Raw genomic sequence first — 18,189 nt, forward strand, 5'->3', positions numbered from 1 at the left:
GACTTTATATTATGCGAGCAAGCTGACGACTTCCTTCTCCTGTCTGATAGCGACAGAGGTTCCGATGCGATACACATTCGGATTCGTGATGCCCTCAAACGCATTGCGTGTATCGATAATGGCCACGCCCAAATCGGCCAGCTCCTGATAGGCAAAGCATTGGTGATTCGTAATGAGCACCATGCAATCGTAAGTCTTGAATGCCTCGTAGTCATTGTCGATGGAATGGACGATCTCGCCTTTTTTGTTCACAAAGCTCTGCGCATACGGGTCGTAATAGTCGACTGTTGCTCCGCTATTGGTGAACAGCTCGTAAATCTCCAGCCCAGGTGATTCCCGCAAGTCATCGACTTCCGGCTTGTAGGCCATGCCGAGAATCAAGATGCGCGAGCTGTTGATTGCTTTGGCGTAAATGTTGAGCACCTGTGCTGTCTTATTTCGCACATAGTCCGGCATGTTGTCGTTAATCGATTGGGCAATCTCAATAAATTGGCTGTGAAAACGAAAGCCCTTGGCCTTCCACGACAAATACATCGGATCGAGCGGTATGCAATGCCCACCGATTCCGGGTCCCGGGTAAAACGGCATGAACCCGAAAGGCTTGGTCGATGCGGCCTTGATTACTTCCCAAACATTGATGCCCATTCTGTCGCACATCATCGCCATCTCATTCATGAAGGCAATATTGACGCTGCGGAAGGTGTTTTCCAAAAGCTTGGACATCTCCGCCACCTTTGGCGAGGAGACTGGTACGACGGTTTTGACCAGGTTGCCGTACAAGAGTGTCCCTAACTCCATGCAACGCTCTGTCGTCCCGCCGATCACCTTTGGCGTATTGTACGTACTGTATTTGCGATTGCCCGGGTCGACCCTCTCTGGCGAGTAGCAGAGGAAAAAGTCAATGCCAGCCCGATAGCCCAGCTTTTCAAATTCGCGCTGGATCAGCTCCTCCGTCGTTCCCGGATAGGTTGTGCTCTCCAGCGTAATGAGCATTCCTCTTTTCATGAATCGCTTGATTTGCTCGACGACGTTTGTAATGTAAGAGGTGTCCGGGTCCTGATTGGGACTGAGTGGCGTCGGAACGCAAATGCTAATCGCATCCAGCTCCTCGATGACGCTATAATCAGTCGTCGGAAAAAAGCGGTTGGTCGCGAGGCATTCCTGCAAGGTATCATTAGAAATATCCTGGACGTAAGACTCTCCTCTTTTCAGGCTCTCGATTTTTCCGCCATGCAGATCGATTCCGATTACGGTATAACCGCTCTTGATCGTCTCTACTGCAAGCGGCAGACCTACATACCCAAGCCCAATGACACCCACTCTCGCTGTCTTTCGTTGAATCTTCTGTTGCAGTTCCTCGTATCTCGCCATCCTCGGTTCTCTCCCTTTCTCTTTCTAGAATTATGAAATCAGCCTTTTCACCCTGGCTTCCAATTCAACCGGGGAAAATGGTTTGGTAATGTAGTCAGATGCTCCCATCGCAAACGATTTTTGCACATCTTCTTCCAGACGTTTGTCTGTGAGCACCATAATCTTGCTCATGGAAGCGCTGATATGCTTGATTTTTTCCATGAGCTGGTATCCATTGAGGATAGGGAGATTCAGGTCGGTAATCACAAGATCAGGGGCGACCTCCTGATATTTTTCCATGCCATCCATCCCGTCATTGGCTACCGTAACGAGATACCCTTTGCGCTGAAAGTAGATGCTCAAAAACTCGTTGACAGTCTCATCATGGTTAACCAGCAAAATACTTGCCGGCTCCTCTTTTTGAGCGGGATTCTGCTCGTAAATCTTGATCTCCCCATGAGCGCCTGGCTCTCTCATCTCTTGGATCATCCGCATCAGCATTTGCCCGGACGAGCGCGAGCTTTCGGGAAAACTCGCAATCAAGAGGCTGCCCGCAAGCAATTTGTGCTCTTGCAAATAGTCTTTTACACGCAAAGCATAAAAATGGGTGTTCGAAAGCTTCTGACCCTCAAGCAGTATTCCGAAGAGCTGCTTGTTTTTGTCATAGGCGTAGTGTAAATCAATCTCGGAGCCGTCTCCTGAACGAGTGCCCAGGTCTTGCTTGATCAGCTCCATCGACTCTTTCGTGAGGGTTTTGCAAGCCACCAGAATAACCCCACACGCCAATTGTTTCTCTTCCATCTTGCTCAGATGCTCGTAAAAAACAGGTACGAGATTACTCATGATCTAGCCTCCAAACTTGAAATGTTTTCGCTGCCCTTCGTCTGCCAGCTCGTCCGCGTCATCGTTCCCCAGGAGTTGTTGTTGCGCAAATATTCAATATGACCGAGGAATCTCCAGATGACGCCGATTTGCCGATAGCCAAAGAACATCAGAATCGTATAGAAAAGCATTTTGACGATGTCCTGAAAACGCGGATACCGTCGAAACGCGATTTCCTCCAGCAATAAGGAGCCAATGCCAAGCAGCACGCCATACAGCACATTGAGCAAACCGTAAATCAAGAGAACGTAGCCGCTGGTCATATCCAGCAAGGTGTAACCGATGAGAGCCAAGAGACCCGTGATGCGAAAGTACGGATTCAAGGTTTCAAACAAGATATTGAACGGTAGCGTGAGCATCCCGAACAGCTTGTACTTGGGGCGAAACGCCATGTGTCTGCCGTACTCAATCATGTTTTTCAGATTGCCGCGTCCCCATCTGCGCCGTTGACTGCCCAAAATTTTGAGTGTATCCGGCGCTTGCGTCCAGCAGACCGCATCAGGGCAAAATGCCACTCGGTACGGCAGCTTGTTTTCTAACATGTACTTGTGCAGCTTGATGATGATGTTCATGTCTTCACCCGGATACCCCTCGCGATAACCGCCTACCTTGATGATGTAATCCTTGCGAAAAACACCGAATGCGCCAGAGACGATAATTAAACCGTTGATCGCGCTCCAGCCGATCCGTCCCCCGAGAAACGCCTTGAGGTATTCGACGGATTGCATCATCGGCAAAAACTTGTCTGGCAAACGAATGTCTTTCACGACACCGTCTTCGATCTTGCAGCCGTTGGCAATGCGGATATCTCCGCCGATGGCAACTGTTTCATCCGGGTTTTCCATATACACCTTCGCAATGCGGATCAGCGCGTCTTTTTCCAGCAAGGAATCTGCATCAATGGAAGCGATCAACGGATAGTGAGAGAGATTGATCCCCGCATTGAGCGAGTCAGCTTTTCCTCCGTTCTCTTTGTCGATCAAATACAGATTCGGAAAAGCCGGATTGTGGTAGACTCCCCTGATCTTCGACGTATGAAGAAGCGGCTGCACCGGCATGTGCTCGGAGTAAACCAGAGAAAACTCGTTAATCAATACCTGCAAGGTTGCATCCTTCGATCCATCGTTGACCACGAGCACCTCGTAGCGGGGATAGTTCAAGGATAAGAGCGACCTGACATTTTCAATAATCGTGAGCTCCTCATTGTATGCTGGCACGAGAATCGAAATCGGCGGAACGTGCTCAGAGCCTGAAAGTGTCTGGAATCTCGAATAGATGGAGCTTTTTAAAATCCCCATGATGCTCTTGAACGAGAACAGCATGATGATGAAGTACAAAGAGTTGATCGCGATGACGTAATAGACCGCAAATACTCCGTAGTAAAGTAGAAAATCTCTCATGGCAGCCTCCTTTCGCTCTATCTTTCCAGTGCCTGAACCGTGGAGATTGTTTTGCGATACGACTTGCGGTACAGATGCAGCTTTTCGTTGTATTGCACGAGCTTCTCTGTCGCTGTCGCACTCTGTAGAACCAGCTTCTCCTTTTCCAGCTCCTCCTGGATCACTTGATGAGCCATCTCGCTCTTATGACCGTTTCTCTCTTCCTGCAAAATTTCACACAGGGCGGCAAAGCCTTCGACCTCTAGCTGCGCCAGGCTTCGTGCACTGTGATGACGAACCCACCAGTTCGCATCGCCCACCGCTTTTTTCAGCAGGGGGATGTACGAAAGCAATTTCAGTGAGCCAATTGCCTTGGCTGCCATTGCCCGAATTTCCCAATCTTTGTGGTTCATAAAATCCGTGACTGTCTGCTCATTCATATAGCGGATATCCCGACACATGAGCTTGACTGCCTTGATTCGGACTTCCTTGTCAGGCGATTGAATGAGCTGGTATAGCGCAGGCTCAATGCCGGGCTGGACATGAACGGTGTAGCCAATCAGTCCGATTTTGACCAGTTCAGCGTCGGATTCTTGTAAAAACTGTGCAAAAAGCGGTGCCGTATCCAGCTGCGAATCACTGATGATGTCCACGATAAGCTGGTGGACATTTTTCTTCGCTCCGACAACGTGGGTCACCATTTCCCGCAAATCTTCTGTATTGCGTGCACATTTGGCGACGGAGCGCGCAATGATAAAAACACTGATATCATTTGTGTTTTTTTGCAGGAGGGTTAAGAGAGCAGGTACGGCGAGCTTGGAGCGCATGATTCCCAAATTGTAGGCGGCATCCACTCTCGTCCATTTCCACCAGCCATTTAGTCTTTGCATGTCCAGCTCTACGAGTCCCAAATCCTCGCAGAGCCAGATCAGCTTGTCCCGATGGATGCCTGTGACCCGCTCCATCAGCTCAAACAGCTTTTTCTGAATGATTTGCTTTTCTTTTTGCGTCACATCGCCATAAGGCACTTGCAAGCGCTCCTCTTCCTCCCCGTGTGCTTGCAGGTAAACGAAGTAGTCGCGATATTTTTCCAGACAACGCATGGTCTGTTTCTCCACCGAAATGTTGCGCAGCTTCAGTGCGAACAAGACAAGCAAGCCTAGTACTGTCAATCCACATAGCGCGTACAGAAAAACAATTGCCGTCGCCAATGGTGTTTGCACGTTTGCCACTCTCCTATCCAATCAAGGCTGAGTCCCGATCTTCACCGGAGCCTCAATCTCATGGAATGCTTTTTTTAGTATGGAATAGCTTTGTTTTTTGCGTTCGTGATAGCCGACCTGCTCCCAGCCTTGCCATGTATACATCGGGAGCTTTGTCACTGCATGCGTCTTTTGCCCGACGATTTGTTTGGTCGCTGTATCTACCAGGAGCGGCAGGATGCGAATGCCTTTCGTCGTCTTCGTCATGAAGCTTTTGCCGTCATCTTCATAGCTCATGACGGACAAGGAGCTCGGGTCTGTAAATCCAAGCAGCATCCACGGTACTCTCAGCTCAACCACTTTGCCCTTCGCTTGCCAGGCGGTTCGTGAGTCGTACTGCGGGTCTTGGGCATCTGTCGTTCCCCGGATCAGTTTGCCGACCTCGACTTCCTCCAGCGGATAGTACTTCTTGCTGTCTGGCGGCTCCATCTCCAGGCTAACGGCCAGCTTCCACGGCTTGAAGATTCCGGAATTGTCTTTTTTCTCCTCTTCCTTGACCGCAAGCATGCGGTAGCGTTTTCCGTATAAGCGTGCATGAAAGTCGTAATTGGCAGCGATTTGAATCTGGCTTTCGTCTGCTTTTCCCAACGCGATCAGCGTCTCTAGCCCCTCATCCAGCGTTAGGCCGGGAAGCTGTGCCGCATGCTTGTTCCCGCCAGGAAGCGTATCGACGCCCACATAGAGCTGTTGTTTTGCCGGGTCAAACTCTTCCTTCAATTGAGCAAGAAAATAGACGTACCCTTCATCATGTGTCATCCAGATTTCGTCGACGCCTGGGACTTGAACATCGAGGCGTTGCTTCTCTTCCGGCACGAGTTGATCCCAATCTGTGCGATTCCCATCGATGGTCAGCACGCCTTCTTTGTTCGGATACATGCCAAGGACTCCAAACAGAGACTCGTTGGTCAAAACGTTGATCCACAAGGAGCGCCGGTCTTCCGGCAACTCAAAGCGCATCGTGTTCCACGTTTTTTTGAACCACTCGTCCTGCCAGACGAATACGATTGCTCCCGCATACCCTTCCTGATGAATTTCTTGCAAAAGCTCGACATCGACCTCTCCCTGCTGCTTTTCTGAATGACCACCCTGATTGCGCCCCAAATTTCCCAGATGGGCGACTCCCACCGATGCCGGGACCCCGAATTCCGTCACCATGATCGGCATGTTTTTGTGATACTGCTTCAGTTGTCGCAAATACGCTTTGTACGTATCGATTTGCCCTGCATCGTTCTTCACTTGTTGCAGGGTAGTGTCGTAGCGGAAGAAATCCGGATAATACGGGTACACGTGATAGGAAGCGAAGTAGCCCGCCTCCCACTGCGTTGGCTCTATATGGGTAGGATCGACACTGACCAAATCTTCGTGATGGATCGGTTCTCCCGGATGCGATAAGGGATCTGTAGTCACCCAATTGGTGAAGGTCATCGGATGCTGCCAACCGTACTTGCTCTCTTCCATTGCCACCGTATCCACCATTTCAGCAAGCCATGTCTCAAAAGCGGTTGCATTTGGCGTGGCGTGGAAGTACTTCCCTTGATAGGGAGCAACTTTTTGATGCAGGCGGTTGGTGTTTTGCACCATCACGGGGTCCCACTCGGTCCCTGTGTGCCAGCCGATCAAGTATTTACCTGCATTGGCACGGTATGTACCACTTGCCTTTCCCGGTTTTTCCGGCAGAGTAATGTCTCCGTAGACAGCGCCGACTGCGTCCTTGATTTCCTGACGAAACTCTTCGCGAATCTCTGGCAGATAGGCGTCTTTCTTTTCAATCAACAGCTCTTCTGGACTCCAAATGCCCTGCATCAAATAGAGAGGGGCCCCTTCTTTTCGCCGATTGTAGTCGACCAATGCTTCATAAAAGACAGGAGAATGGATGGTATACACACGAATGACGTTCGCTCCCATCTCGTCGATCATTGCGAACCAGCGCATGTAATCCTCTCTTGTTATCGGAAGCTCACCCGGATAATGACCCGGTAACGATGCCCCCAAATTGACGCCTTTCGCAAAAAAGGGCTGCCATTTCTGATTCTGATAGACTTCGAACAGCTCGCCATTTGCGCGAAATTTTAATTGAGCACCTGTAGTCGTCTCCATGCTTTCGACACGATCTGCTGCCCAAAACCACCAGAAGGCACTTGCCCCTACCACGATCAGCATGGTTAGGCTCATCCAGCGCCATCTTCTCTTCTTTGTTGGCTCCATTTCTCGTCAACCTCCGATATGTTGCCACGTCACAGTCATTGTAAACATAGGGAGCAAATCGTTCCCATAGACAAAATTCACTATTGTGTCTTTTTCAGATTTGTCATGAAAATGTAATGTTGGGACGGATTCACCTCCAACGTCCTACGTTTTTTGGAAGGAAGTCCTGCAACCGGGACGGTCTTCTGGCCCACACTTTTTCTCAATTAGGTATATTTTCTCTTCCTTTTTTTTCCTTTTTGCTTGTGAAAATGGTAGGTTGCTACTATTTGGAAGTCGCTGGATTTTGCCGATATAAGGGATTATTTACAAAAAGAATATAAAGTGTATTTCGTCTTGATTCTTTGGAAGGTTTGTTTATAATAGATATCAAGGGTCCTTAATGGTTACATTTATTGTACAGGGTGTTGCTCTGAACCCCAGTCTTCTTGCAGGAAACTAGAGAGAATGAGCTTATTGCTTTTTAATTGTAGATATAAAGAATCTATAAAGGTGGTATACGAGCATGGATCAACTTATCGATGTAGGAATTATTGGCGGCGGACCAGCAGGGATGAGTGCCGCTCTCGCGCTGGGCAGGGCAAGAAAAAGCGTGGTCGTGATCGATGAAGGCCGTCCACGCAATCGCGTTACACGTGAGTCGCATGGCTTTCTTACGAGAGACGGCATCACTCCGAGCGATTTTCATCACATAGCAAGGGAGCAAATCAGCGCCTACCCCTCCGTTCACTTTGTGGAGGATACAGCTGTAACGATCACAGGACACGATGGAAGTTTTCTCATTACGACTGCAAAGGGAACGACTTATCAAAGCAAAAAGCTGCTGTTCACAGTGGGAATGAAGGATCTCCCTTTGCCTGTTAACGGATTAGCAGAAGTGTATGGAAAGAGTGCCTTTGTCTGCCCTTATTGCGATGGATGGGAATTACGCGACCAGCCACTTGTCTTGATCGCCAACGGAGAGAAAGCATTGCACTTGGCAAAGATGCTATCTGGTTGGACCAATCATTACACCCTCTGCACCAATGGACCAGATGAATTCACGGAAGAACAAAGATTGGAACTGTTGCAGCATCACGTTCCTGTCTTTGACTCCCCAATCGAGCGAATTGTGTCTGTCGATGGGAGGGTACAGCGCGTTGATCTTGCAGATGGCAACAGCATTTCGTGCACGGGAATCTTTTTTGCTCCAAAACTCGTGGCTGGATCTGACTTGCCGCGAGCATTAGGCTGCCAGGTGACGGAAACAGGAATGGTCATCGTCGACAATTTTGGGAAAACGAGCGTACCGGGTGTCTATAGTGCAGGCGATGCAGCAACTACACAATACCAAGTGATTACTGCCGCGGCTCTTGGCTCTGTAGCTGGCATGAGTATCAACAACGAACTGCTTTTAGAGGCATGGAATCGTCGGAGTTAGCTTCATCCCTACATGTTCCTTCCCTAAAAAAAGGACAATCCCTCCGTCTGCAAAAGACGGGTGGGACTGTCCCTCTTCTATATTATAGAAACAATGGATCTTTTTTTGATTACAGCGTCTTCTGTCCTGGCTTCCAGTTCGCTGGGCACAGACCGCCAGCTTGCAGGGCTTGCAAAATACGAGTCGTCTCTGCCACGCTGCGACCTACGTTCATGTCAGTTACCACTTGGTAGCGCAGAATGCCGTCTGGATCGATGATGAACAAGCCACGGTGAGCTGCACCGGTCTCTTCGTCCAGGACGCCATAAGCTCGTGCCGTCTCTTTTTTGAAGTCGCTCGCGAGCGGGAAGTTTACTTCACCGATGCCATTTTCATCGCGCGGTGTTTTGATCCATGCCCGGTGCGTATGTACGCTATCTGTGGATACGCCCAGCACTTCGCAATCCAAATCTTCGAACTCTTCCATGTTGTCACTAAACGAAGTTACCTCTGTCGGGCAAACGAATGTGAAGTCAAACGGCCAGAAGAACAAAATCAGCCATTTTCCTTTGTAGTCAGCCAGCGACACACGTTCTTCCAGTGTCTCGATGTTTTTGGTCGTGAGCATATTAAAGTCAGGTGCCGGTTTTCCTACTTGAAGTTGAACAGTTTGCTGCGTTGTCATTGTTGTCATGATAAATCTCTCCTTTTATATGGGATCTGATGAAATTTACTTCGCAGCCTCTTCCAATGCTGCCAGTGCTTTTTTGATACGTGTCGGGTTGAAGCCCAAAATTTGCTTCTCACCAATGACTGTCAAAGGAACAGACATCACACCTAAACGACTCAGCTCCTGGCCGTACTCATCTTTTTCATCGATGTTACGCTCTTCGAAAGAAATGTTTTGTTCTGTCAAATACGTCTTTAATTGCTTGCAGAAGTTGCAATTAGTGCTGGAGTATACGATTGCTTGTGCCATGTTTGATTCTCTCCTTTTCTTCTATTTGTATTGTGGAACGACTTTAGAACGCTTGTTGATGTATTTGTCTACAGCCATCGCTGCAATGGCACCGTCTGCCGCGGCGACTACTGCTTGCTTTACAGGTGTTTTACGCACCTCACCCGCTCCAAATACGCCTGGAACAGAAGACTGCATGAACTCATCCAGAATCATAAATCCTTCCTCATCGAGAGGAACTTGTCCGTCCAGGAAGTCGGTACCTGGCTTGCTGCCAGACAGGAAGACGAAAACCCCGTCTACGGACAGCATTTCTTCTGTTCCCTCTGCCGTGCGAATGCGCAACCCTTCGACCGACTTCTCTCCCACGATTTCCAGCGGGCGTGTACGGAAACGCATTTCGGTGTTCGGCAGCTCAGGCAGTTCTTCTACCCCTTGAAGGTCAGCGCGCGGCACCAAGAAAGTGATTTTGTCCGTAAATTTGGTCAGTGCATGCGCTTCTTCCAATGCTTCCTCCGTATCACCGATGACCGCCACGTGCTTGCCTTCATAAAAAGCTCCGTCGCATGTCGCGCAAGTGCTCACGCCTCGTCCGAGTAATTCCTCTTCTCCTGGAAGCATACGGTTGCGTCCTTTGGAACCAGTCGCTACGATCACGGCCTTCGCTTCGAAAGTACCATGCGCTGTGAAGATGCTTTTTTCCTCATCCTCTACATCTACCGCAGAAATCGTAGTCTGGATGAATTCCGCACCGAAGCCCTCCGCTTGTCTGCGCATTTTATCCAACAGTTCTTTCCCTGTCATCTCGCCTTCGACCCCTGGGTAGTTGGCGATTTTATGTGTCAAGGCAAGCGCCCCGGTTCCGGGTGCCTTATCGATGACGAGTGTCTTTAGATTTCCACGAGCTGTATAAATGGCAGCGGAAGCACCAGCTGGTCCTCCACCGATGATGATGACATCATACATGAACGGCTCCCCCTTTCCTTACTATCAAATTATAATTATTATCAACTAGGAACAATTATCATTGTACTTGATACAATTTGAAAGTCAATATCTTTTTATAATTATTTTAAATAAGGACTTTCAACCAAGGTATAAAAAAAGTCCGCCTCCTTCACGGGCGGACCTCATCACACTACAATTACCAATTATTCTACCCAAGCTTGTCTCCCTGCAAATTCTAAAACTTTTAATTGTTATCTTACTTACCTCCATCAATCGTCATCATTCTTCCGATATTCATAACTTCATTCTCCGCTATTTCCTGGATATGGAAAAACACCCACTAATCTGTATTATTTTGCAATTCCGAATTCACCCCATTTCGTTGACGAAACAAGTAAATCAGGATAAAGTACCACTAACACTTGAACGCACAAAAGCAAAAAAGCAAGAAAGCACAAAAGTGCGAAAGTAAAAATGTACCTTCTTATTGCTTCAGCCTGATTTAACAAGGAGTTGCCATTATGAATAAGCCATTATCTTTTTCGCAAAGTATTTGGGTGCTTGTCACCGTATTCGGAATCTTGTTTCCTGCCCTTTTCTGGGGCAAAGTTGAGCCGCATATGCCGCTCTTCCTCGCAACGATAGGAGCTGCCACTCTTCTCTTCCTGTTCGGCATACCGTGGAAGCAAATGGAGGAGGGCTTGATCAAAGGGATTCAAACCGCGATCGCCCCCATGCTGATTCTTTCCTTAATCGGAATTTTGATCGGGGTGTGGATGATGAGTGGAACCGTTCCGATGATTCTGCACCTCGGCATTTCGATCATCTCACCGGAGTACTTCACACTCTCCGCCCTGTTTCTGACGGTGATCGTCTCGACTGTTACAGGAAGCTCCTTTACCACGATTAGTACGGTAGGGGTCGCTATGATGGGGGTCTCGACTGCACTCGGACTTGACCCGTTGATTACAGCCGGAGCCATTATTTGTGGAGCCTGCTTCGGGGATAAAATGTCGCCGCTCTCCGACACGACCAACTTTGCGGCTGCTATTGCAGGCGTTTCCTTGTCGGAGCACGTCAAGTTCATGTCACGCACTGCCGTTCCTGCCCTTGTCATTACCGCGATTTTCTTTGGAATTCAGGGACAAAGCGCCAGTGTGAATCTAGACGCCATTCAAGAAATCCAGCTTGCTTTGGAACAGAACTTCTCGCTTGGCCTTTTATCGCTGCTGCCAGCATTCGTCGTCCTGTTATGCTCAGCGCTGCGAAAACCGATTTTGCCTACATTGGTATTCGGGATTTTGAGCGGGATTGTCACAGCTGCTCTATCGGAAGGAGTTACCTCTCCGGTCGAATGGATGACTGTCATGCAAAAAGGCTTCGTCAGCAATATCGCCAATGAAGCCGTTGCCTCGATTGTGGACCGTGGTGGACTGTTGTCGATGACCTGGTCCCTCGCCTTGATTTTGATTGCCTTGTCATTAGGGGGCATCCTGCAATACAGCGGTGTGTTTCATGCACTCTTTTCCGGATTCATCAATCGAATCAAACGAGACGCTGAGATGGTCGGACTTGCCGGATCTTCTTCTATTCTCGTGAATCTTCTGACAGGAGAACAATACTTGTCCATCCTGCTCCCTGGGCAGATGTTTCGTGAAGCATTTGCAACTCGGGGAATGGCGAGCAGACGACTGTCTCGTACTCTCGAAGACTGCGGGACACTCGTCAACCCACTCATTCCATGGGGGGTAAGTGGTGCATTCTTTACCGCTACCTTGCATGTATCTACAGTGGAATACTTGCCTTATGTCATCTACCTGTGGGTCTCGCCAATTTTGACGTTTCTATTCGCCATGCGTCGGCAGAAAGCTTAGCCGGCTGCATACACGGTCGTACAGTTTTTTCCTTTGCGCTTGGAGCGGTACAGTGCCTCATCTGCTGCCCGCTTCAAGCCATCTGCCGTGTTTGCGTCTTGAGGGTAGCGCGCAATGCCAACACTGACCGCAATCAAGATACAGCAATCGTCCTGTGTTAAGGGGCGCACTCGCAAATATTCCCGAATGGCATGCGCTTTTTTCTCCGCCATCTCCATGGATGATCCGGGGCAGAGCAGCATGAACTCGTCTCCCGCATAACGATACGCAGTATCCTCTGGTCCCGCCACTTCTTTCATCGCTTCGGCAATTTGCTTAATCAGTGCGTCCCCTGCATGATGACCATAATGGTCGTTCACCGCTTTTAAGCTGTCTGAATCCAGCATGATCAAAGAGACAGACGCATCTTCTTCACTCAGCAGCTTTTCCAAATCACGATGGAAAGCACGATAGTTCGCAATCCCTGTCAGCTCATCCTGAAACGACATCTGGTACATTCGCTCATACAAGCGCGCCGTTTCGATAGCACTTGCTACCTGAAAACCTATGATTTTCAGTAGTTCCTCGTGCTCTTTTTTATAGGCGAACTCGCGATAAGACTGGGCAGAAATAACGCCTTTGATCTGATTCCCCAGCATGAGTGGAACGAAAATGCATGTATTCGTATCAATTTCCGGGCTTCCCCAGCGGATCATTTCTGGCTCGCTTGGCTCGTTCTTCATCGTCTTGATGTGGATGGTTTCCCGTGTATCAATCACTTTGGACACCATCGCTTGCCCATAAGGAATGGTGAGCGGACCATAATTGACCCCATTATCGATGCTGATCGGAATTCTGATCTCACTGTCTCCTTCATCATAAAAGGCAATAAAGAAAGCATCAGCACGCATCACGCGCGAGACCAGCTCGAATGCTTTCCACAAAATTTTGCTTTCCTCAAACGTTTTGGCAAAAATGTGGCTGAGGTCGTGCAAAATCTTCATGTGCTCGGAGATCCACATCATTTCGGTTACCTTATTTCGCAGCTCCACAATCTGCTTCAGCAGTTCTGCATGCAAGGCACTGTCCTGTTCCGACAGCATACTGTCTACCTCACGAGATACCGCTTCAACCTCGCCAAGCTCGACTTCTTCTATGTTGCCGAGCCATTGGCTATAACGCTCCAACAACTGTCTTGCATACGCTTCTCTAACGTCGTGCTTCTCATGCATATTCAACCCTCCGGCTATTGGGTAGCTTTACGCTTTTTTTTCATGATATCGCTCAATAGCTGCACGGATGGCTTGCAAGACAGCTCCCTGACCAGGTGCTAAAAAACGTTCTTGGATCGCCTTTGTGATCTCCTGCATGCCATCTGCAACCGTCTTGCCTACAAGCAAGCTCACCAAAAACTCGCTCGTCTTGTCCATGACAAAGGTAAAGCTGGCGTCGCAAATCACTTCGGCGTCTACATCAATAATGAGTACACAGCCTACCATGGTAGAAACCTCGTACAAGGTAGTTCCCTTGGGGATTTGGGCGAAGCCTGCTGTCAGTACCGTATTTTTGTTCATCCAGTCGTCCTCCTAGCTGCTGATCGGCAAGCATACCTCGACTGCCGTTCCGTTACCCGGGGTGCTTATCAACCGCAGAGTCCCCCGATGGTTTTCAATGATTTTGCGGCTCACCATCAATCCCAGGCCCGTCCCCGTTTCCTTCGTCGTGAAAAAAGCCTCTCCCAATCTCGCCATCTGATGGGCCGGGATCCCCACTCCATTGTCTTCAAACCGAATGACGACTCGGTCATCTTCACACCGCAGTCGAATCACAATTTCTCCATTCCCTGCGGTCGCTTCGATCCCATTTTTCAAAAAGTTAATGAAGGCTTGCTTCAACTGATTCTCATCGCAATGGATCAAGGGGACTTCCGATTCGAAAACGACCTGAATCATGACCTTTTTCAAAATCGCCTCCGTCTCCAAGAGCGTAACCACATGCGTGATCAGGTTGGACAGATCGCGGGCTTCAAACACAGTGGTATGCGGCTTCGCCAAGACCAACAGCTCCGTGACAATCATCTCGATTCGCGCCAATTCAGAGCTCATAATCGAAAAATACTCCGGCTTTCTCATGCCATCCTTTTGCATTAATTGCACAAAGCCTTTTAACGAGGTAAGCGGATTGCGTATCTCATGCGCGATCCCTGCGGCCAATTGCCCGACCAGCGCGAGTTTTTCCGAGTTTTGCAAAAATTCTTGCGCCCGTTTGCGTTCCGTAATATCTCGGATCAATATGTACATGGAGAGCTTGTCCTGAATCGGCACGGATGTTCCACACACTTCTACCTCTGTCCGACTGCCATCCAAACGGATCAGCTCGACCTCAATTGGCGCGGCCGTTTCCCCTTCTTCCAAAGTGCGGATGAGGCCCTTGATCTTCGCTACATCACGGGGATGGAAAAACGACTGAAATGGATACCATAACAGCTCGTCCAAGCCAGAAGCCCCCACCAGTTGTATCCCTGCTTGATTGACGTATTGAAGCTCCCCAGCACGGAAGATGAACGCACCTTCACCGGAAATATCCAATACTCTGCACTGTTTGGAACCATAGCTGTCCCCTAATGAGGCTGGAAGCTTCTGTACCATCGCATAATACCCAATAGACGTGCCTTCCTCCCAAAAGGTTCCATATGTAATATGCACGGGAATAGTTGTGCCATCCTTGTGACGAAAAGCGGTGAAAAAAGGTCTCGAATCGCCATTCATCGCAAATTGTGTTTGAAGGCGTACCATTTCCTGTTCTTCCGAAACAGCCAGCTTCCAAAATGAAGACCCTTCCCATTCTTCTACGGAGTAGCCGTTCAACACTTGACAGGCAGGATTGCCTTTAAAAACTCTACCAAATTGATCGAGCAGAAAAGTGGCCTGAATCATTTGATCAAAAAAGGAACGATAGAGATGACCACTTCTCCATCCACTATCCAATAAATTTTTCATCGTGCCCCTCCCTCCTGGGACGAGAAAACGGCTACTCCAAATTACGGAAATAGCCTGCAACGTTCTCAAATCCTATTCTCACCCAATTTTACCCTATTCGCTCTGTTGTTTCCATCCCCCGGAAAATTTAAATATGCGATTTTTCCAGTACCTCTGCACTGACACGCAGTTGCTCTGCCATTTTTTCGTCAACAGCCAAGCCCAGCTGTGTGACAGCTGCAACCAGCGCTCCGACAACAGGTGATACGATGGGAATGACCGTTTGAAACGAAGCTCTCGCAACCAGTTGTTCCCGAAGGATTGTACTGGCAGTTAACAATCCTCCCGCCAAAACGACCGGTACGGGCTCCTGGACCTTTTTTAAGCAAGCATCGGCCAATTCCAGCAAATCCTCCACTGCTTGCTTGATCAATGCATTCGCCACCGGATCGCCTAGTGTTGCGGCTTGTTCCACGAGCTGACTCGTTTTTGCCAGCTCCTTTCTCGGATTGCTTCCCCCGTAGATCAGGCTGATCAGCTCATCAGGACGCTCTACGCCATAGTGGTCCATAAACAGTCTCGTCAGTACTGTCGATTCACCGCGCCCATCGTATTCGCGCATGACGGCGATTGCCGCTTTTTTGCCCAAATCAAACCCGCTGCCCTCATCTCCTACCAGATACCCCCATCCACCTACACGGTGCCTCGCCCCCTCTTTTGAAAAGGCACAGGCAATCGAGCCCGTACCGGCAAGGAGAACGACGCCTGGCTGCCCCCACGTCCCCGCGTAAAGGGCTGCGATGACATCATTATCAATCAATAGTCGTTCTCCCCACTCATCGGCAAAGGCATGCTGAATTCTTTCCTTGATCTGCGGACGATCTGCACCGCCAAGTCCGATAAACAGACTGGCTACTTCCTCTTTTTTGGCACCTGCCTTTATCCTCACAGCATCAATGAGTTCGCGTAGAGTAGCTTCCACATCCCCCCAGCTCCTGGAAAGCGGGTTTGATGATTCCCCAACCACAATTGCCCGTACCTGTCCTGCCTCATTGCATATGGCTGCTCTGGTTTTGCTTCCGCCCCCATCGATCCCGATAAACCACTTTTCCCCATTACTTGACTGCACCTGCCGTCAACCCCTCCATAAACTGCCTCGATGCCATCAAAAACACGACGATCATCGGTAAGGCAGACAACGTGAGCCCAGCAAACAGCAGGCTCCAATCCGTTTCATATTCTCCAAACAGCACCATCATGCCTACCGGAATCGTCTTGAGCGCTTCCTCTTGAATGAAAATCAACGGGAAGAAAAAGTCGTTCCACGCATGAATGAAATTAATAATGACCACCGTAGCCAAGGCCGGACGAATCAGCGGCAAGAGCACGCGCCAAAACACCTGAAAATGGCTGCACCCATCGATCCGCGCCGCTTCCTCCAGCTCGATTGGCAACGTCCGAAAGAAGCCCGTCAAAATAAAAACAGAGATCGGAATGCCACTCGCCGTATAAATCAAAATCAGCGACCACAATGAATTCAAGAGCCCGAGATTCTTCATCAGCAAAAACAAGGGAACGATCCCCAGCTTGATCGGAATCATCAGGCCAATAATGAAAAAGAAGTATAGCCCCCCTGTCCATTTAAAGGAAAAGCGCGACAAGTAAAAGGCCGCCATCGCTGAAAAAACCGTAATGCACAAGACAGACATGGCACTGACAAATACACTGTTCCATAAAAAGTCAGCAAAAGGCACGGCTTCCCACAGCTTTTTATACGTATCCAGGCTAAATGTCTTGGGAAGGGAGAGCGGACTTGCAAAAATCTCCATGTTCGTCTTTAGCGAAGAAGCGATCATCAGTACGATCGGATATAGTGCGACTAACGCGAATAAATACGCCAGCACATAAGATACAGCTCTCCCACCCACAGTCATCTTCACAGCGCATTCTCCTTTCCACGCAGGAACACGCAAATTAGTGTTGGACTTCTCGCTTCCTCATCAAATAGAGTGACAGCGCCGACACAGACCCGACGATGAAAAACAACACGACAGCCAACGCCGAACCGAGTCCAAGGGTGACATCCCCAGCTCCGCTGCTAAACGCCATGCGATAAAAGTAAACCGCCAGCGTATCCGTCGAATAAAACGGCTCACCCATCGAGCCTTGCATGGCGTAGACGAGCTCGAACGCTTCAAACGCCTGAATGAACGTAAATATCGTCATAATCGTGATTGCTGGCATGCACAGCGGCAAAATAATCTTCCACAGCATCCGCAAGCCTGTTGCCCCATCCAATCTCGCCGCCTCGATCAAATCCTCCGGGATCGACTGTAGTCCCGCCAAAAAGATCAGCATGGCAAAGCCTATGCCAAACCAGCAGTTAATCAAAATAATCGCGAGAAGCGCTGTACCCGGGTCCCCGAGCCACGGTCTGGCCCACTCTTCTAGACCAATTTTTGCCAAAACGGTATTGAGTGCACCGTAATTCGGATTTAAAATTAATTTCCACAAAAACCCAATCACAATAACTGACAGCAGCCTTGGCATGAAATAAGCGATCTTGAGGAACCCGGAACCTCGTATTTTGCGATAAATGAGAAAAGCCAGTCCGAAAGCAATCCCATTTTGCACGATCATTTCGACCACAAAGTAGAAGACGTTATGCCGAAAAGCATTCCAGAACATTTCGTTGAAAGGCTCTACCATAAACAGCGTAATGAAATTTTGCAGTCCAACAAAAACCCCGCGCTTGATGCCATTCCAGTCGTACAAGCTGTATAAGAATGCCGAAAAGATCGGGTACACGACAAACAACGTATACATAACAAGCGCGGGCAGCGGAAACAAGTGTATCATCCAGCGCACTTGCCCCTTTGTTCGAATGCTTTTCCGGTTTACCGTCTCGATGATACCCACCCCTTTTTTACGAAAATCATCGCGGCCTGTTCAGAAGCCGGGAGTGTACCCAACTC

16 protein-coding genes are annotated in these 18,189 nt (G+C 49.1%); 2 read left to right on the forward strand and 14 right to left on the reverse strand.

Annotated features, from left to right (window positions below; all coding sequences use genetic code 11):
- Window positions 1-9 precede the first annotated feature (9 nt).
- From EL268_RS23100 to EL268_RS23120, 5 genes are read right to left on the reverse strand one after another with little or no spacing between them, the layout of a single operon-like run.
- Window positions 10-1,371: a nucleotide sugar dehydrogenase gene (locus EL268_RS23100; protein WP_106654056.1), complete on the reverse strand. Its 1,362-nt coding sequence runs from the start codon at window positions 1,369-1,371 to the stop codon at window positions 10-12.
- A 30-nt stretch (window positions 1,372-1,401) separates the two neighbouring features.
- A complete protein-coding gene (locus tag EL268_RS23105) occupies window positions 1,402-2,193 on the reverse strand; it encodes a response regulator transcription factor (RefSeq protein ID WP_106654055.1) in 792 nt (263 codons plus the stop codon).
- A complete protein-coding gene (locus tag EL268_RS23110) occupies window positions 2,190-3,632 on the reverse strand; it encodes a glycosyltransferase family 2 protein (RefSeq protein WP_106654054.1) in 1,443 nt (480 codons plus the stop codon). Before EL268_RS23110 ends, EL268_RS23105 begins: the two co-directional genes overlap by 4 nt.
- 17 nt (window positions 3,633-3,649) lie before the next feature.
- A complete protein-coding gene (locus EL268_RS23115) occupies window positions 3,650-4,834 on the reverse strand; it encodes a HEAT repeat domain-containing protein (protein ID WP_106654053.1) in 1,185 nt (394 codons plus the stop codon).
- A gap of 21 nt (window positions 4,835-4,855) precedes the next feature.
- A complete protein-coding gene (locus tag EL268_RS23120; protein WP_106654052.1) occupies window positions 4,856-7,078 on the reverse strand; it encodes a hypothetical protein in 2,223 nt (740 codons plus the stop codon).
- Window positions 7,079-7,583: 505 nt separating this feature from the next.
- On the opposite strand from EL268_RS23120, the gene EL268_RS23125 reads away from it, so the two are divergent.
- Window positions 7,584-8,498, forward strand: coding sequence for an NAD(P)/FAD-dependent oxidoreductase (locus tag EL268_RS23125; protein ID WP_106654051.1), 915 nt, complete (start codon window positions 7,584-7,586; stop codon window positions 8,496-8,498).
- Window positions 8,499-8,607: 109 nt separating this feature from the next.
- Here EL268_RS23125 and EL268_RS23130 read toward each other — a convergent pair whose 3' ends face one another.
- The 3 genes from EL268_RS23130 to EL268_RS23140 are packed head-to-tail and all read right to left on the reverse strand — an operon-like array spanning window position 8,608 to window position 10,401.
- Window positions 8,608-9,162, reverse strand: coding sequence for a peroxiredoxin (locus EL268_RS23130; protein WP_106654079.1), 555 nt, complete (start codon window positions 9,160-9,162; stop codon window positions 8,608-8,610).
- Window positions 9,163-9,207: 45 nt separating this feature from the next.
- Entirely contained in the window at window positions 9,208-9,456 is a 249-nt protein-coding gene (locus EL268_RS23135) for a glutaredoxin family protein (RefSeq protein WP_106654050.1), read from the reverse strand.
- A 21-nt stretch (window positions 9,457-9,477) separates the two neighbouring features.
- Window positions 9,478-10,401, reverse strand: coding sequence for an NAD(P)/FAD-dependent oxidoreductase (locus EL268_RS23140; protein WP_106654049.1), 924 nt, complete (start codon window positions 10,399-10,401; stop codon window positions 9,478-9,480).
- 503 nt (window positions 10,402-10,904) lie between these two features.
- Here EL268_RS23140 and nhaC point away from each other — a divergent pair.
- A complete protein-coding gene (nhaC, locus tag EL268_RS23145) occupies window positions 10,905-12,257 on the forward strand; it encodes a Na+/H+ antiporter NhaC (RefSeq protein ID WP_106654047.1) in 1,353 nt (450 codons plus the stop codon).
- On the opposite strand, the gene EL268_RS23150 is transcribed toward nhaC, so the two are convergent.
- The 6 genes from EL268_RS23150 to EL268_RS23175 all read right to left on the reverse strand — a co-directional run bounded on the left by EL268_RS23150 (window position 12,254) and on the right by EL268_RS23175 (window position 18,082).
- Complete coding sequence (locus tag EL268_RS23150) at window positions 12,254-13,468, reverse strand: sensor domain-containing diguanylate cyclase (protein ID WP_106654046.1); 1,215 nt, start codon at window positions 13,466-13,468, stop codon at window positions 12,254-12,256. The two genes, nhaC and EL268_RS23150, sit on opposite strands and share 4 nt — an antisense overlap.
- A gap of 27 nt (window positions 13,469-13,495) precedes the next feature.
- Window positions 13,496-13,810 carry a DUF3870 domain-containing protein gene (locus EL268_RS23155; protein WP_007725309.1) on the reverse strand — a complete coding sequence of 105 codons (315 nt, stop codon included), beginning with the start codon at window positions 13,808-13,810 and terminating at the stop codon, window positions 13,496-13,498.
- Between the two features lie 12 nt (window positions 13,811-13,822).
- Window positions 13,823-15,235 carry an ATP-binding protein gene (locus EL268_RS23160; protein ID WP_106654045.1) on the reverse strand — a complete coding sequence of 471 codons (1,413 nt, stop codon included), beginning with the start codon at window positions 15,233-15,235 and terminating at the stop codon, window positions 13,823-13,825.
- A 127-nt stretch (window positions 15,236-15,362) separates the two neighbouring features.
- A complete protein-coding gene (locus EL268_RS23165; protein ID WP_106654044.1) occupies window positions 15,363-16,343 on the reverse strand; it encodes an N-acetylglucosamine kinase in 981 nt (326 codons plus the stop codon).
- Window positions 16,330-17,154 (reverse strand): carbohydrate ABC transporter permease, encoded by an 825-nt coding sequence (locus EL268_RS23170; protein WP_106654043.1) that lies wholly within the window; start codon window positions 17,152-17,154, stop codon window positions 16,330-16,332. The genes EL268_RS23165 and EL268_RS23170 overlap by 14 nt, the downstream gene beginning before the upstream one ends.
- A gap of 34 nt (window positions 17,155-17,188) precedes the next feature.
- Window positions 17,189-18,082, reverse strand: a complete 894-nt coding sequence (locus EL268_RS23175) for a carbohydrate ABC transporter permease (protein ID WP_106654078.1) — start codon at window positions 18,080-18,082, stop codon at window positions 17,189-17,191.
- Window positions 18,083-18,189: the final 107 nt, after the last annotated feature.

It is taken from the genome of Brevibacillus brevis, assembly GCF_900637055.1.
Classification (GTDB): domain Bacteria; phylum Bacillota; class Bacilli; order Brevibacillales; family Brevibacillaceae; genus Brevibacillus; species Brevibacillus brevis.

Bases quoted from the DNA above. Each gene is read 5' to 3' on its own strand.
- EL268_RS23135 (WP_106654050.1), bottom strand. From the start codon at position 9,456: ATGGCACAAGCAATCGTATACTCCAGCACTAATTGCAACTTCTGCAAG.
- EL268_RS23120 (WP_106654052.1), bottom strand. From the start codon at position 7,078: ATGGAGCCAACAAAGAAGAGAAGATGGCGCTGGATGAGCCTAACCATG.
- EL268_RS23150 (WP_106654046.1), bottom strand. From the start codon at position 13,468: ATGCATGAGAAGCACGACGTTAGAGAAGCGTATGCAAGACAGTTGTTG.
- EL268_RS23105 (WP_106654055.1), bottom strand. From the start codon at position 2,193: ATGAGTAATCTCGTACCTGTTTTTTACGAGCATCTGAGCAAGATGGAA.
- nhaC (WP_106654047.1), top strand. From the start codon at position 10,905: ATGAATAAGCCATTATCTTTTTCGCAAAGTATTTGGGTGCTTGTCACC.
- EL268_RS23110 (WP_106654054.1), bottom strand. From the start codon at position 3,632: ATGAGAGATTTTCTACTTTACTACGGAGTATTTGCGGTCTATTACGTC.
- EL268_RS23160 (WP_106654045.1), bottom strand. From the start codon at position 15,235: ATGAAAAATTTATTGGATAGTGGATGGAGAAGTGGTCATCTCTATCGT.
- EL268_RS23155 (WP_007725309.1), bottom strand. From the start codon at position 13,810: ATGAACAAAAATACGGTACTGACAGCAGGCTTCGCCCAAATCCCCAAG.
- EL268_RS23100 (WP_106654056.1), bottom strand. From the start codon at position 1,371: ATGGCGAGATACGAGGAACTGCAACAGAAGATTCAACGAAAGACAGCG.
- EL268_RS23130 (WP_106654079.1), bottom strand. From the start codon at position 9,162: ATGACAACGCAGCAAACTGTTCAACTTCAAGTAGGAAAACCGGCACCT.
- EL268_RS23140 (WP_106654049.1), bottom strand. From the start codon at position 10,401: ATGTATGATGTCATCATCATCGGTGGAGGACCAGCTGGTGCTTCCGCT.
- EL268_RS23125 (WP_106654051.1), top strand. From the start codon at position 7,584: ATGGATCAACTTATCGATGTAGGAATTATTGGCGGCGGACCAGCAGGG.